14 protein-coding genes are annotated in these 14366 nt (G+C 70.7%); 5 read left to right on the top strand and 9 right to left on the bottom strand.

The window, feature by feature from the left end:
* Positions 1-219: 219 nt before the first annotated feature.
* Together M5362_RS13395 and M5362_RS13390 are read right to left on the bottom strand one after the other, a co-directional pair.
* Positions 220-1599 (bottom strand): aspartate aminotransferase family protein, encoded by a 1380-nt coding sequence (locus tag M5362_RS13395; protein ID WP_260227724.1) that lies wholly within the window; start codon positions 1597-1599, stop codon positions 220-222.
* On the bottom strand, positions 1584-2075 hold the full coding sequence (locus M5362_RS13390; protein ID WP_260227723.1) for an Lrp/AsnC family transcriptional regulator: 492 nt from the start codon (positions 2073-2075) through the stop codon (positions 1584-1586). Before M5362_RS13390 ends, M5362_RS13395 begins: the two co-directional genes overlap by 16 nt.
* Positions 2076-2281: 206 nt before the next feature.
* Between M5362_RS13390 and M5362_RS13385 the strand changes: the two genes are divergently transcribed.
* The 3 genes from M5362_RS13385 (at position 2282) to M5362_RS13375 (ending at position 5644) form a co-directional block, all read left to right on the top strand.
* A complete protein-coding gene (locus tag M5362_RS13385) occupies positions 2282-3718 on the top strand; it encodes a gamma-aminobutyraldehyde dehydrogenase (RefSeq protein WP_260227722.1) in 1437 nt (478 codons plus the stop codon).
* Positions 3719-3858: 140 nt separating this feature from the next.
* Positions 3859-5022 (top strand): PotD/PotF family extracellular solute-binding protein, encoded by a 1164-nt coding sequence (locus M5362_RS13380; RefSeq protein ID WP_260228042.1) that lies wholly within the window; start codon positions 3859-3861, stop codon positions 5020-5022.
* A 76-nt stretch (positions 5023-5098) separates the two neighbouring features.
* On the top strand, positions 5099-5644 hold the full coding sequence (locus M5362_RS13375) for a hypothetical protein (protein ID WP_260227721.1): 546 nt from the start codon (positions 5099-5101) through the stop codon (positions 5642-5644).
* Here the strand turns inward: M5362_RS13375 and M5362_RS13370 are convergent.
* The 6 genes from M5362_RS13370 to M5362_RS13345 form a co-directional block, all read right to left on the bottom strand.
* On the bottom strand, positions 5623-6789 hold the full coding sequence (locus tag M5362_RS13370; RefSeq protein WP_260227720.1) for a serine hydrolase: 1167 nt from the start codon (positions 6787-6789) through the stop codon (positions 5623-5625). The two genes, M5362_RS13375 and M5362_RS13370, sit on opposite strands and share 22 nt — an antisense overlap.
* A 102-nt stretch (positions 6790-6891) precedes the next feature.
* On the bottom strand, positions 6892-7563 hold the full coding sequence (locus tag M5362_RS13365) for a response regulator transcription factor (protein WP_260227719.1): 672 nt from the start codon (positions 7561-7563) through the stop codon (positions 6892-6894).
* Positions 7560-8804: a sensor histidine kinase gene (locus M5362_RS13360; RefSeq protein WP_260227718.1), complete on the bottom strand. Its 1245-nt coding sequence runs from the start codon at positions 8802-8804 to the stop codon at positions 7560-7562. Before M5362_RS13360 ends, M5362_RS13365 begins: the two co-directional genes overlap by 4 nt.
* Entirely contained in the window at positions 8804-9589 is a 786-nt protein-coding gene (locus tag M5362_RS13355; RefSeq protein WP_260227717.1) for an SAM-dependent methyltransferase, read from the bottom strand. The genes M5362_RS13360 and M5362_RS13355 overlap by 1 nt, the downstream gene beginning before the upstream one ends.
* On the bottom strand, positions 9586-10278 hold the full coding sequence (locus M5362_RS13350; RefSeq protein WP_260227716.1) for a glycerophosphodiester phosphodiesterase: 693 nt from the start codon (positions 10276-10278) through the stop codon (positions 9586-9588). Before M5362_RS13350 ends, M5362_RS13355 begins: the two co-directional genes overlap by 4 nt.
* Before the next feature lie 21 nt (positions 10279-10299).
* The gene (locus M5362_RS13345) at positions 10300-11325 is read right to left on the bottom strand and encodes an adenosine deaminase (RefSeq protein ID WP_260227715.1); all 1026 of its coding nucleotides are present in this window, start codon (positions 11323-11325) and stop codon (positions 10300-10302) included.
* 75 nt (positions 11326-11400) lie between these two features.
* On the opposite strand from M5362_RS13345, the gene M5362_RS13340 reads away from it, so the two are divergent.
* Positions 11401-12051 carry a DUF4190 domain-containing protein gene (locus M5362_RS13340; protein ID WP_260227714.1) on the top strand — a complete coding sequence of 217 codons (651 nt, stop codon included), beginning with the start codon at positions 11401-11403 and terminating at the stop codon, positions 12049-12051.
* A 50-nt stretch (positions 12052-12101) separates the two neighbouring features.
* Here M5362_RS13340 and M5362_RS13335 read toward each other — a convergent pair whose 3' ends face one another.
* Positions 12102-12653 (bottom strand): NADAR family protein, encoded by a 552-nt coding sequence (locus M5362_RS13335; protein WP_260227713.1) that lies wholly within the window; start codon positions 12651-12653, stop codon positions 12102-12104.
* Between the two features lie 175 nt (positions 12654-12828).
* Here M5362_RS13335 and M5362_RS13330 point away from each other — a divergent pair, with 175 nt between their 5' ends.
* Complete coding sequence (locus M5362_RS13330) at positions 12829-14343, top strand: gamma-aminobutyraldehyde dehydrogenase (RefSeq protein WP_260227712.1); 1515 nt, start codon at positions 12829-12831, stop codon at positions 14341-14343.
* Positions 14344-14366: the final 23 nt, after the last annotated feature.

Here is a 14366-nt window from a genome sequence, read left to right as displayed (position 1 = left end):
TCGATGTCGGATCCGATTCTTGCGTTCCCCCGTCCGGGGGAACGAAGGGACGGGCCTGTCGGTCACTGGGCACCGTAAGGATTCCGATCCGTTTGTACGGACAGCACACGGCCCGGGTCGCCGCCATCCACTCGGATGGCGGCAACCCGGGCCGGGGTCACGCCGTGAGGGCGGCGTGAGGTCCTGCGTCCTCGCGGGGGGCGGGGACGGCGGGGAGGGTCAGAGCTTGGTCCACGCCTCGGTGAGCACCGAGCGCAGGATGCCTTCGATCTCGTCGAAGGTGCCCTGGTCGGCGATGAGCGGCGGGGCCAGCTGGATGACCGGGTCGCCACGGTCGTCGGCACGGCAGTACAGGCCGTTCTCGAAGAGCGCCTTCGAGAGGAAGCCGTAGAGCACGCGCTCGGTCTCCTCGTCCGTGAAGGACTCCTTGGTGACCTTGTCCTTCACGAGCTCGATGCCGTAGAAGAAGCCGTTGCCGCGGACGTCGCCGACGATCGGGAGGTCGTGCAGCTTCTTCAGGGTGTCGAAGAAGTTGCCCTCCTGGTCCAGCACGTGCTGGTTCAGGCCTTCCTTGTCGAAGATGTCGAGGTTGGCGATGGCGACCGCCGACGACACCGGGTGGCCGCCGAAGGTGTAGCCGTGCAGGAAGGTGTTGTCGCCCTTGTAGAACGGCTCCGCGAGACGGTCCGAGACGATGCAGGCGCCGATCGGGGAGTAGCCCGAGGTCATGCCCTTGGCGCAGGTGATCATGTCCGGCACGTAGCCGAACTTGTCACAGGCGAACATCGTGCCGAGGCGGCCGAAGGCGCAGATCGTCTCGTCGGAGACGAGCAGCACGTCGTACTGGTCGCAGATCTCGCGGACCCGCTGGAAGTACCCGGGCGGCGGCGGGAAGCAGCCGCCGGCGTTCTGCACCGGCTCCAGGAAGACGGCCGCGACGGTCTCGGGGCCCTCGAAGAGGATCTGCTGCTCGATCTGGTCGGCGGCCCAGCGGCCGAAGGCCTCGGGGTCGTCGCCGTGGATCGGCGCGCGGTAGATGTTGGTGTTCGGCACCTTGTGCGCGCCGGGGACCAGCGGCTCGAAGGGGGCCTTCAGGGCCGGCAGGCCGGTGATCGACAGGGCGCCCTGCGGGGTGCCGTGGTAGGCGACCGCACGCGAGATGACCTTGTACTTGGTGTGCTTGCCCTGCAGCTTGAAGTACTGCTTGGCGAGCTTCCAGGCGGTCTCGACGGCCTCGCCGCCGCCGGTGGTGAAGAAGACCTTGTTCAGGTCGCCCGGGGCGTAGTGCGCCAGACGCTCGGCCAGCTCGACGGCCTTGGGGTGCGCGTACGACCACACGGGGAAGAACGCGAGCTCCTGGGCCTGCTTGTACGCGACCTCGGCCAGTTCCTTGCGGCCGTGTCCGGCGTTGACCACGAAGAGACCCGCGAGACCGTCGAGGTAGCGCTTGCCCTTGTCGTCGAAGATGTAGGTGCCCTCACCACGCACGATGGTGGGGACGGGGGAGTTCTCGTACGAGGACATGCGGGTGAAGTGCATCCACAGGTGGTCGTACGCGGTCTTGGACAGGTCCTGGGTCACGATTATCGAGTTCCCCACATATAGGTCTGCTTCTTGAGCTTGAGGTAGACGAAGCTCTCCGTGGAGCGCACGCCGGGGAGGGTTCGGATGCGCTTGTTGATCACATCCAGCAGATGGTCGTCATCCTCGCAGACGACCTCCACCATCAGGTCGAACGAGCCCGCGGTCATCACCACGTACTCGCATTCGGACATGGCAGTCAGCGCCTCCGCGACCGGATCGAGGTCACCCTCGACGTTGATGCCGACCATCGCCTGTCGCCGGAGCCCCACGGTGAGCGGGTCGGTGACGGCGACGATCTGCATGACGCCCTGGTCGAGCAGCTTCTGGACGCGCTGGCGGACGGCGGCCTCGGACAGGCCCACGGCCTTGCCGATGGCGGCGTACGGACGGCGACCGTCCTCCTGGAGCTGCTCGATGATCGCCAGGGAGACGGCATCGATCGTCGGGGACGAACCGGAACCGGTTCTGGAGTTCGCGCTTTGACTGACCACGGATTCACTCTGCACCGAGACTCGTCGGTCTGGCAAGCCCGGAGCGATGAAATTCGTTGTTTGAGGTTCCAGAACGCACTGAATCCGAAGTTGGCGGATGTCGGGCCTGTCGAAAGCGTCAGGGAAGCGATTAGGCTGAGGTGTCTCAGCAAACGGGACGCCGCACGACGAAGTGCGACCAAGAACGTGACAGGAGGGGTGGCAAAGTGACCACCGAGCTGCGCCGGCTGCGTAACTACATCAACGGGGAGTTCCGGGACGCCGCCGACGGACGGACCATCGATGTGGTCAACCCGGCCACGGGCGAGGTCTTCGCCACGTCTCCGCTCTCCGGGCAGGCGGACGTCGACGCCGCCATGGACGCGGCCGCGGCCGCGTTCCCGGCCTGGCGTGACACCACGCCCGCCGAGCGCCAGAAGGTCCTGCTGAAGATCGCGGACGCCTTCGAGGAGCGCGCCGAGGACCTGATCGCCGCCGAGGTCGAGAACACCGGCAAGCCGTTCGCCCTCACGGCGAGCGAAGAGATTCCCCCCATGGTGGACCAGATCCGCTTCTTCGCGGGTGCCGCCCGGATGCTCGAGGGCCGCTCGGCCGGCGAGTACATGGAGGGCCTGACCTCCATCGTCCGCCGCGAGCCCATCGGCGTCTGCGCCCAGGTCGCGCCGTGGAACTACCCGATGATGATGGCCGTGTGGAAGTTCGCCCCGGCGCTCGCCGCGGGCAACACGGTCGTCCTCAAGCCGTCCGACACGACCCCCGCGTCGACGGTCCTGATCGCCGAGATCATCGGCCAGATCGTGCCCAAGGGCGTCTTCAACGTCATCTGCGGCGACCGCGAGACCGGCCGGGCGATGGTCGAGCACCCGACCCCGGCGATGGCCTCCATCACCGGTTCGGTACGCGCCGGCATGCAGGTCGCCGAGTCGGCCTCCAAGGACGTCAAGCGCGTCCACCTGGAGCTGGGCGGCAAGGCCCCGGTCGTGGTCTTCGAGGACACCGACATCGCCAAGGCCGTCGAGGACATCTCGGTGGCGGGCTTCTTCAACGCCGGCCAGGACTGTACGGCCGCGACCCGTGTCCTCGTGCACGAGTCCATCCACGACGAGTTCGTGACGCAGCTGGCCAAGGCCGCCGCCGACACGAAGACCGGTCAGCCGGACGACGAGGACGTGCTCTACGGCCCGCTGAACAACGCCAACCAGCTGAAGCAGGTCTCCGGCTTCATCGACCGTCTCCCGGCCCACGCCAAGGTCGAGGCCGGTGGCCACCAGGTCGGCGAGAAGGGCTACTTCTACGCCCCGACCGTCGTCTCCGGCCTCAAGCAGGACGACGAGATCGTCCAGAACGAGGTCTTCGGCCCGGTCATCACGGTGCAGTCGTTCCGTGACGAGGAGCAGGCCCTGGCGTACGCCAACGGCGTCGAGTTCGCCCTGGCGTCCTCGGTCTGGACCAAGGACCACGCCCGCGCGATGCGGATGTCGCGCGCGCTGGACTTCGGCTGCGTGTGGATCAACACCCACATCCCGCTCGTCGCGGAGATGCCGCACGGCGGCTACAAGAAGTCCGGCTACGGCAAGGACCTTTCGGCGTACGGCTTCGAGGACTACACGCGCATCAAGCACGTGATGACGTCCCTGGGCTAGTCGCCGGTTTCCGGCACGCGGCCCCGGCACCCTGATCGACAGGGTGTCGGGGCCGCGGTCGTTCCGTCGACGGACCGTCCATTGCCCCGCCGGGAGGCGCCCGCGATGCTGCTCGGATGAGAGCGACAGCGAGGAAGAACATGTCCCGCCGGTCCCTGCTGCGCGGCATGGGGGGCGTCGGGGCCGGGGCGGTGCTCGCCGGGTGCGGGGTGCCGGCCGCCTACGTCGAGCCGGGGGAGCGGGCCGGCCGGGACCTGTCCGCACGGGACCGTACGCTCGACTTCGCCAACTGGCCGCTCTACATCGACACCGATGACGACGACACCACGAAGCGGCCCACGCTGGACGCCTTCTCCGCGCGCACCGGGATCTCCGTCCGCTACACCGAGGAGATCAACGACAACGACGAGTTCTTCGGCAAGATCAGCCCGTCGCTGATGAACCACCAGGAGACCGGCCGGGACCTCATCGTCGTCAGCGACTGGATGGCCGCCCGGTTCGTACGGCTCGGCTGGGTGCAGGAGATGGACCGGGCCGCCCAGCCGAACGTCACCCGGTACCTGGACCCGCAGCTGCGCTCGCCCGGCTTCGACGAGGGCCGGCTGCACACGGTCCCCTGGCAGTCGGGGATCACCGGCATCGCGTACAACCGCAGGAAGCTCGGCCGGGAGATCCGGTCGGTCAAGGAGCTGTGGGACGCCGACCTGCGCGGAAAGGTCACCCTGCTGTCCGGGCTCGACGAGTCCTTCGCGCTGCTCATGCAGGGCAACGGGGTCGACGTGACGCGGTGGACCGCCGACGACTTCCACGCCGTGTGCGAGCACATCGAGGAGCTCGTCGCCCAGCGGCACATCCGGCGCTTCACCGGCAACGACTACATCAAGGACCTGTCGACCGGCGACGTACTGGCCTGCCAGGCGTACTCCGGCGACGTCATCCAGCTCCAGTCCGACAACCCCGACATCGAGTTCGTCGTCCCCGAGGAGGGCGCCGAGTTGTGGGCCGAGTCGCTGATGATCCCCAACCTCGCGCAGCACAAGACAAACGCCGAGAGGCTGATCGACCACTACTACCAGCCCGAGGTCGCCGCCGAGCTCGCCGCCTGGGTCAACTACGTCTGCCCGGTCCCCGCCGCCCGTGACGTGCTCGCCGACTCCGGCGACGAGGAGCTGGCGGCCCTCGCCGAGGACCCGCTGATCTTCCCCGACGACGAGATGCGGGGGCGGCTCGCGATCGCCCGGGACATCACCTCGCGCGAGCGGACGGAGTTCGCGAAGAGGTGGAACTCGATCGTCGGCCTCTGAGACCCCGGGGGTGACCTCGCGGTTCGCGGGCCACCCCCGTTTTTGAACGCGTTCATGACGGGCGTAGGGTGCTGTCATGAGCGAGACGAAGGGGCCGAGAGCCCTTCTCAGGCGTATCCGTGTGTGGCTGGTCGTCTTCATCGTCTGTCTGGTGCTGAGCGGGCTCACCGCCTTCCCACTCGTCACCGAACTCCGGCTGACCGAGGACGCGTTGACGTCCTGGGCGGCCCCGGTCGCAGAGCTCTTCCCCGGGCTCCTGGAGTGGGTCCACCGGGTACGGGAGGGGCTCGACGCCGCCGACTCCCAGTACCCCTTCCTGCTGTACGGCACCGACTGGCTGGCCTTCGCCCACCTCGTCATCGCCGTCGCGTTCTACGGGCCCTACCGCGACCCGGTACGGAACATCTGGGTGATCGAGTTCGGGATGATCGCCTGCGCCGGGATCATCCCGCTCGCCCTGATCTGCGGCCCCGTCCGGGGCATCCCCTTCTGGTGGTCGGTCATCGACATGTCGTTCGGCGTCTTCGGCGTGATCCCGCTGCTCGTCGTACGGCGGATGATCAAGCGCCTCGAAGCGGTGCGGGCGGTGGCCGAGGCGCCTCAGGCCGTCGGCGCGCCGTAGGCCGCCACCATCAGGGCCAGGGCGACCCTGTTCATGTCCTGGCCCTTCGCCTCCGTCGCGTTGACGCTGTAGACCAGGGTGCGCTCGCCGCGGCGGGTCGAGGCGATCGCCGCGTTGTAGCCCCACCGGCCTCCCGTCTTGCCCCACACCTCCCGCCCGCCGAGCTTCTTCATCGAGAGCCCGACGGAGTACGCGGCGGGCTCACCGCTCCTGAAGTCCGGCACCTCCGGCAGCGTGAACATCTCCTCCAGGAGCGGGCCGCGCACGACCCGCCCCCGGAACAGCGCCTTCGTGAAGCGCTCCAGATCCGCCGTGGTCGAGACGAGGTCGCCCGCCGCCCAGCCGTCCGTCGTGCCCCACACCGACACGTCACGCAGCCCGGTCGTCCCGTCCGCCAGCCGCATCGTCTGGTAGCCGTGGTTGTGCGGGCCCCTGATGCGCGGGTCGGTCCCGGGAAGGTACGTGCCGCTCAGCCCGAGCGGCCGGATGATCCGCGCGGCGACCTGGCGCTCGTACGTGTCGCCGGTGACCCTCTCGACGAGCAGTCCGGCGATCGTGTATCCGATGTTGAGGTAGTGCTGCTGCTCGCCCGGGGCGAACTCGGGCCGCTTCGCCGTCGCCGAGCGGACCATCGCGCGCGGGTCGTGGATCTCGAAGCGGTTCGCGTACCACTCCTCGACCGTCGAACCGGCGAAGTCGGGCGCCGGGATCCCGTGGGTGTGGTTCAGCAGCTGCCGGACCGTCACCTTCCCGTACCGGCCCGGGATCAGCTCGGGCAGGTACGAGCGGGCCGGCCGGTCCAGGTCGACCCGCCCCTCGGCGGCCAGCTGGAGGACGACCGCCGCCGTGAAGACCTTGGTCACCGAACCCGTGCGGAACCGGGCGTCCGGATCCGCGGGCCGCATCGTCTCCAGGTCGTGCACGCCCGAGGTGCCGCGCCAGACGCCCTCGCTGCCCCCGACCCGTACCAGCGCGGCCGTCGCGTCCTTCGAGGGGAGTCCGGCGATCGCCGCTTCGAGCGGGTCCGCGGTCCGTACGGAGACGGCGGCCGGCGCGCCCGTGGCGGCGGCCGGGAGAACCGCCGGGCCCGCCGCGACCCCCAGGACGAGGGCGGCGGCCAACAGCGTGCGCGTGGTGCTCTTCATGGTCAACTCCGTGGGTGTGAGCCGTTGTTCTCGACGGTTCCCATCCTGCTGACCTGCGGCGATCACCGGATCGCCGGAGCGGGGGATCTTCCCCCGCCCCGTTCATCCCCCGGGCGGGGGAGAACCGGCCGTGACCAGACCGGTCTCGTACGCGCAGATCACCGCCTGGATCCGGTCGCGCAGCCCCAGCTTCGCGAGCACGTTCCCCACGTGCGTCTTCACCGTGTGGTCGCTGACGACCAGCTCCGCCGCGATCTCCGCGTTCGACATGCCTCGCGCGAGGAGCAGCAGCGTCTCCCGCTCGCGGGCCGTCAGCGCGTCGAGCCGCGCGTCGGGCAGGGGCGCGCGGGGGGTCGGCCGGGTGTACTCCTCGACCAGCCGCCGCGCCACCGACGGGGCGAGCAGCGAGTCGCCCCGCGCCACCACCCGTACCGCGTGCACCAGATCGTCCCGGCGCACGTCCTTCAGCAGGAAGCCGCTCGCCCCCGCGTGCAGCGCCTCGTAGACGTACGCGTCGGAGTCGAAGGTCGTCAGCATCACGCTCCGGCAGCCGCTCTCCGCGCTGATCGCCCGGCAGGCCTCGATGCCGTCCATCCGCGGCATCCGGATGTCCAGCAGGGCCACCTCGGGGGAGTGGCGGCGCACCGCCTCCACCGCCGCCGCGCCGTCACCGGCCTCCGCCACGACCTCGATGTCCGGCTGGACGTCGAGAATCATCGCGAAACCGCTGCGGACCAGCTCCTGGTCGTCGGCCACCACCACTCGGATCGTCAACGCGCCACCTCCGCCGGAGAAGACACCGGGGAGGACGCCGGAGAAGACGCCGGAGAAGGCACGGGAGAAGCCGCCGGTAAGGGCACCGGGAGGGCCACCCGCACCTCGAAGCCGCGGCCGCCGGGGCCCGGGCCCGTCGCCGCCGTCCCGCCGTGCGCGGCCGCCCGCTCCCGGATCCCGAGGAGCCCGTGCCCGCCGCTCCCCGGTCGCGTGCCGCGCCGTGGCCCTCGCCCGTCGTCCGTCACCACCACCTCCAGCACCCCGTCCCCGTACGCCAGTCGCACGGAGGCCGTACGCGCCCCCGCGTGCTTCACCACGTTCGTCAGCGCCTCCTGGACGATCCGGAAGACCGTCGCCCCGGTGGCCGCGGGCAGGGCCCGCACCCCGCCCGTCGTCGCGTACGAGACGTCGAGGCCACTGGCCCGGACCCGCTCCACCAGCTCCGGCAGCCCGCCGAGATCGGGCTGCGGCTCCCGGGGCGCGTCGCCCCCCGTCCCGTCGCCCTCCGTCCCGTCGCGCAGCACCCCCAGCATCCGGCGCAGCTGCGCCATGGCGTCCCGGCCGGTCGCGGAGATCGCGTCGAACGCGGCCTCCGCCCGCTCCGGAGCCGCCCGCACCGCCACCGGACCGGCCTCCGCCTGCACGATCATCAGGCTCACCGCATGGGAGAGGATGTCGTGCATCTCCCGGGCGATCCGGGCCCGCTCACGCGCCGCGGCCTGCTCGGCCTCGACGCGGTGGGCCCGCTGCCGGGCGTCGGTCAGCCGCCCGAAGACGTACGCCGCCGCGAACACGAAGAGGGAGAAGGTCAGTTCACGGAGCGAGCGGGTGTTGAGCCACACCGACACCGGCACCGCCACCACGAGCAGCGGCAGCGTCGCGATCCGCTGCCACGGCGGCGCGATCGCGGCGATCGTGTAGACCACGACGAGCCCGGTGTACGGCAGGGGCTGGCCCGGCCCCTCCACGGCCAGCCGGTACAGCGCACTGGCCGCCACCACCGCGAGCAGCACGGCGAAGGGCGCGCGCCGCCGCCAGACCAGCGGCAGCACGGTGAGCGTGGTCAGCCCGTACGCCGGCCAGGTCGCCGGCTCCAGCTCGGGCGGGCGGGGCACCACGAACGGCATCGTCATGGCCGCCTGGACGAGCAGGGCGATCCCGACGTCGACGGCCTGCGGACGGGAGGCCCCGAACTCCCGCGCCCGCTCCCACCACCCCCGTACGTCCCCCCGTATGCCCACTACGGCTTCCGGCCCACCGCGCCGAACTGCGCCACCTCGCCCGCGGGGGAGAACCGCCAGCTCGCACAGGACACGATCCCCGGCTCCAGGACGTCGAGACCGTCCAGGAAGGAGGTGAACTCGGCGCGGGTGCGGGCCGTGATCGGCGGGGTCGCGTTCTCGTTCCAGAACGCCATCGCCGCCACGTTCCCCTCGCCGCCGAGCTCCGGCTCCAGCGTCGGATGGGTCAGCACGAGATACGAGCCGGAGGGCACCGCGTCCATCAGCGTACGGACGACGGACCGGGCCTCGTCGGTGTCCAGGACGAAGTTGAGGATGCCGAGCATCATCACCGCGACGGGCCGGGACAGGTCCAGCGTCCGCGCCGCCGCCTCCAGGATCCGCTGCGGCTCCCGCGCGTCCGCGTCGACGTACTCGGTGCGGCCCTCCGGCGCGCTGGTCAGCAGCGCGCGGGCGTGGGTCAGCACGATCGGGTCGTTGTCGACGTAGACGATCCGGGCCTCGGGGGCCAGGCGCTGTGCGACCTCGTGCGTGTTGTCGGCGGTCGGCAGGCCCGTACCGATGTCGAGGAACTGGCGCACCCCCGACTCGGCCGCCAGATGCGTCACCACGCGGCCGAGGAAGGCCCGGTCCGCGCGCGCCACTTCCCCGATGCTCGGGTAGAAGCCGGTGACCGTGTCGCCGACCTCCCGGTCCACCGGGTAGTTGTCCTTGCCGCCCAGCCAGTAGTTCCACACCCGCGCGTTGTGCGCGATGTCGGTACGGATCCTCTCGGTCCCGGTCACCTCGGAGTACCCCTTCGCAGTTCGGCGGCGAGCGCGTCCACACGGTTGGTGGTGATCGAATCCACCCCGTGGGACAGGAGCTTACGCATGGTCCGCCGGGTGTCCGCGGTCCAGGCGGAGAGGAGGAAGCCGTCCTGGTGCACCCGCTCCACGAGCGCCCGACTCACCAGCCCGAAACGGTAGTTGAGCCAGCGCGGCCGCACCGCGTCCAGCAGCGTCGGGCGGGGCGGGGCGAGCGACGTCCAGGTCAGCGCGATCTCGGCGGACGGGTCGGCGGCCCGCACCTGGAGCATGGCGACGCCCCCCGCGCAGTAGTAGACGCGCTCGGCGGCGCCGCACTCGCGGACCGTGCCGACGATGCGGCGGACCGACGCCTCGTTCCCGCCGGGCAGATCGAGCATCAGCCGGTACGGCCCGGCCGCGATCAGCGCCTCGCGCAGGGTGGGGACGCCGTCGTGGGTCAGCTCGCGGAGCTGAGCGTGCGTGAGCGCGGACAGGGGCCGGTCATGGCCCCACAGCCGCTTGAGGGTGTCGTCGTGGAGCAGGACGGGAACGCCGTCCGCGGTGAGCCGCACATCGACCTCGACGGCGTCCGCGCCTCCCTCGATCGCCGAGACGATCGAGGGGAGGGTGTTCTCTCGGACGCGGTACGGGTCGCCGCGGTGGCCTACGACAGTGACGTGGTCCATGGGGCCATTGTCGCGAGTGTGTCAGCGCGCCAGCCACTTCTCCGTGTAGCTGTCGATCTCCGCGGCGATGCGGGCCTTCCCGGCCTCGTCGAGGAAGGATGCCTCGACCGCGTTCCTGGCCAGGGCGGCGAGACCGCGCTCGTCGAGGTCGAGGAGGCGGGCGGCGACCGCGTACTCGTTGTTGAGGTCGGTGCCGAACATCGGCGGGTCGTCGCTGTTGATCGTCACCAGGACACCCGCCGCCACCATCTCCTTGAGGGGGTGCTGGTCCAGGTCGACGACGGCCCGGGTCGCGATGTTCGAGGTCGGGCAGACCTCCAGGGCGATCCGGTGCTCCGCCAGGTGGGCCAGGAGCGCCGGGTCCTTCACGGCGCTGGTGCCGTGGCCGATGCGCTCGGCGCCCAGGTCGTTCAGGGCGTCCCAGATCGTCTCCGGACCCGTCGTCTCACCCGCGTGCGGGACGGAGTGCAGGCCGGCCGCGATCGCCCGGTCGAAGTACGGCTTGAACTGCGGGCGCGGCACACCGATCTCCGGGCCGCCGAGCCCGAACGCCACCAGGCCCTCGGGGCGCAGGTCGACCGCGAGCCGGGCGGTCTCCTCGGCGGCCTCCAGGCCGGCCTCGCCGGGGATGTCGAAGCACCAGCGCAGCACGACGCCGAGCTCGGCCTCGGCCGCCACCCGGGCGTCCTCGATCGCGGCCATGAAGGCCTGCTCGTCGATGCCGCGGCGGGTCGAGCTGTACGGGGTGACGGTCAGCTCGGCGTACCGGATGTTCTGCCGGGCCATGTCGCGGGCGACCTCGTAGGTCAGCAGCCGGACGTCCTCGGGGGTGCGGATGAGGTCCACGACGGAGAGGTAGACCTCGATGAAGTGGGCGAAGTCGGTGAAGACGAAGTAGTCGACGAGCGCCTCCGGGTCGGTGGGGACCTTGGAGTCCGGGTGCCGGGCGGCCAGCTCGGCGACGATCCGGGGGGATGCCGAGCCGACGTGGTGGACGTGCAACTCGGCCTTGGGGAGCCCCGCGATGAAGGCGTGCAGATCGGTCATCGGATCATCGTAGGCCGGGCAGGGCCCGTGTCGGAGCGAGGTCGTAGCATGGCGTGACCACGATGGGGGAGGCCCATGTCTGACAACAGCGACCAGCCGCGGGGCGGGTACGACCCGGCGGACCCGTGGGCTCCGCCGAACCGCGACGGGGTGGAACTGAGCAAGCCGGCGACGCCCGCGCCCACGCCGCAGGACCGCCCGCCGGTGCACGACCAGCCGACGATGACCGCCATGCCCTCGGCCGGGGACGTTCCGCCGCCGCCGGTCGCCCCCGGCGGCCCCGCCGCGACCGGCTCGTACGGCTACCCGACGCCCCCGCCGGTCAGCGCGCCGGTGACGTCGGGATACGGATACCCCGGGTACCCGGGCTATCCGGGAGGCGGCGGCTACGGCCAGCCGGGCTGGCAGCAGCCCCCGTCCAACGGGATGGGGACGGCGGCGATGGTGCTCGGCATCATCGCCGTGGTCGGCTTCTGCATGTACGGGCTCGGTGTCGTCCTCGGCATCCTGGCCCTGGTCTTCGGCATCATCGGCCGCAAGAAGGTCCAGCGGGGCGAGGCGAACAACGGCGGCATGGCGACGGCGGGCATCGTGCTCGGCTCCATCGGCATCCTGGTCAGCGCCGTCTTCCTGGCCTTCGTCGTCTGGGCCGTCGTCCAGGGCGAGAAGTACGAGGACAGCTCGGACGACCCGTTCGCGACGAGCCTGGTCGTCGAGAACCGCTGACGCGAGCCGTCACGGAGCAGGGGCCCCGCGCCGCGCGCCGGGGCCCCTCCTCATGCGCCCGAGCGGAGCCGTTCCCGTGCCTCCATCAGGGCGAACCCCAGCAGGTTCAGGCCCCGCCACCGGGAGGGGTCCTTCGCCCGCTGGTCGTCGGCGGCCAGACCGATGCCCCACACGCGGTCCAGCGGGCTCGCCTCCACCAGGACGCGCCCCCCGGTGCCGAGCAGGAACGCCCGCAGCGCGTGGTCCGACGTGAACTTGTGGACGCTGCCCTCGACGACGATCCCGAAGCGCTCCCGCTCCCACACCGTGTCGTCGAAGCCCCGCACCAGCCGCCCCGCCTTCTTCGCCTCCGCGGGCGTACGGGACGACAGCGCCGCCCGCTCCGCCTCGGCATCCCCGAAGAGCCGCGCCTTGGCCGCCATCATCCAGTGCTCGGCGGTCGCGTACCGCACCCCGTCGACCTCGAACGGTGACTCCCACCACTGGCTCAGACAGCTCGCCGAGAGCTGCCCGTCCGGTCGCGGACGGTGCCCCCAGAAATGCAGCCAGCGAACCCGCTCACCCCGGCTGACCTGCTCTGTCAACTCCTCGATCGTCCCCATGCACGGGATTCTGGCAGCCGCCACGGACATTCCGTACGGTCATTAAGAGGAGGCCTCGACACATGGTCGACCGATTCCGTCGCGTAACCAAAAGGCAACGACGGAATCACTTGTTGGACCGATCGGCCTCTGTCAGGATCGGCACTCAATTCGAACTGGAACAACGGAGAGCGTCATGGGCAACCGCTTCCAGCTGACGGACCGCTTCGCGGACGGCGCACAGTACATCGGCGGGCGGCTGCGCCCCGGAACCTCGGGCGAGGAGCACAGCGTCGTCGATCCGGCCACGGGCGAGAGCGTGTACAGCTACACCCTCGCCTCCATCGCCGACGTCGACGACGCCGTCGCCGCCGCGAAGGAGGCCTTCCCCGCGTGGGCGGGCGCGACCCCGGGCGAGCGCTCCGACGCCCTCCACCGGTTCGCGGGCGTCCTCGCCGAGTGGGCCGAGGACATCGCCCACGTCGAGTCCCTCCAGTGCGGCAAGCCGATCAAGCTGTCCACCGAGTTCGACGTCCCGGGCACGGTCGACAACGCGGCCTTCTTCGCCGGGGCCGCCCGGCACCTCCAGGGCCAGTCGGCCGGCGAGTACAGCGGCGACCACACCTCGTACGTACGGCGCGAGCCCATCGGTGTCGTCGGCTCCATCGCCCCCTGGAACTACCCGCTCCAGATGGCCGCCTGGAAGATCCTCCCGGCGATCGCCGCCGGCAACACGATCGTCCTGAAGCCGGCCGAACTCACCCCGCTCACCTCGCTGATGTTCGCGCAGGCCGCCACGGAGGCCGGCATCCCGGACGGGGTCGTCAACATCGTCAACGGCGCCGGCCGGACCGTCGGCGAGCACCTCGTCGGCCACCCCGACGTCGTCATGACCTCCTTCACCGGCTCCACCCCGGTCGGCAAGCGCGTCGCCGAGATCGCCACCGCCACCGTGAAGCGGCTCCACCTCGAACTCGGCGGCAAGGCCCCGTTCGTCGTCTTCGACGACGCCGACCTGGAGGCCGCCGCCCACGGCGCCGTCGCCGCCTCCCTCATCAACTCCGGCCAGGACTGCACAGCCGCCACCCGCGCGTACGTCCAGCGCCCGCTCTTCGACGCCTTCGTGGCCCGCGTCGCCGAGCTCATGGAGACCGTCCGCCTCGGCGACCCGTTCGACCCCTCCACCGACCTCGGTCCGCTCATCAGCCACGCCCAGCGCGACCGTGTCGCCGCCTTCGTCGACCGCGCCCGCGGCTACGCCACCGTCGTCACCGGCGGCGAGGCCCCGGGCGGGGAGCTGAAGAACGGCGCGTACTACCGTCCGACCCTGATCACCGGCGCCGCGCAGGACAGCGAGGTCGTGCAGTCGGAGATCTTCGGACCGGTCCTGGTGGCCCTGCCCTTCGACAGCGACGACGACGGCATCCGGCTCGCCAACGACACCCCCTACGGCCTGGCCGCCTCCGCCTGGACCCACGACGTGTTCCGCGCCAACCGCTCCACCCGCGAGATCAAGGCGGGGTGCGTCTGGGTCAACGACCACATCCCGATCATCAGCGAGATGCCGCACGGCGGCTACAAGGCGTCCGGGTTCGGCAAGGACATGTCGGCGTATTCCTTCGAGGAGTACACGCAGGTCAAGCATGTGATGTACGAAAACACCGCGGTGGCCACGAAGGACTGGCACCGCACGATCTTCGGAGACCGGTAGTCCTCCCCAACCCCCGAGAGGCA

This window comes from Streptomyces sp. Je 1-79 (assembly GCF_025195125.1).
Classification (GTDB): domain Bacteria; phylum Actinomycetota; class Actinomycetes; order Streptomycetales; family Streptomycetaceae; genus Streptomyces.
This window is presented reverse-complemented; position numbering and strand designations above follow the sequence as displayed.

Bases quoted from the DNA above. Each gene is read 5' to 3' on its own strand.
- M5362_RS13335 (WP_260227713.1), bottom strand. From the start codon at position 12,653: ATGGGGACGATCGAGGAGTTGACAGAGCAGGTCAGCCGGGGTGAGCGG.
- M5362_RS13345 (WP_260227715.1), bottom strand. From the start codon at position 11,325: ATGACCGATCTGCACGCCTTCATCGCGGGGCTCCCCAAGGCCGAGTTG.
- M5362_RS13370 (WP_260227720.1), bottom strand. From the start codon at position 6,789: ATGAAGAGCACCACGCGCACGCTGTTGGCCGCCGCCCTCGTCCTGGGG.
- M5362_RS13340 (WP_260227714.1), top strand. From the start codon at position 11,401: ATGTCTGACAACAGCGACCAGCCGCGGGGCGGGTACGACCCGGCGGAC.
- M5362_RS13380 (WP_260228042.1), top strand. From the start codon at position 3,859: ATGTCCCGCCGGTCCCTGCTGCGCGGCATGGGGGGCGTCGGGGCCGGG.
- M5362_RS13350 (WP_260227716.1), bottom strand. From the start codon at position 10,278: ATGGACCACGTCACTGTCGTAGGCCACCGCGGCGACCCGTACCGCGTC.
- M5362_RS13330 (WP_260227712.1), top strand. From the start codon at position 12,829: ATGGGCAACCGCTTCCAGCTGACGGACCGCTTCGCGGACGGCGCACAG.
- M5362_RS13375 (WP_260227721.1), top strand. From the start codon at position 5,099: ATGAGCGAGACGAAGGGGCCGAGAGCCCTTCTCAGGCGTATCCGTGTG.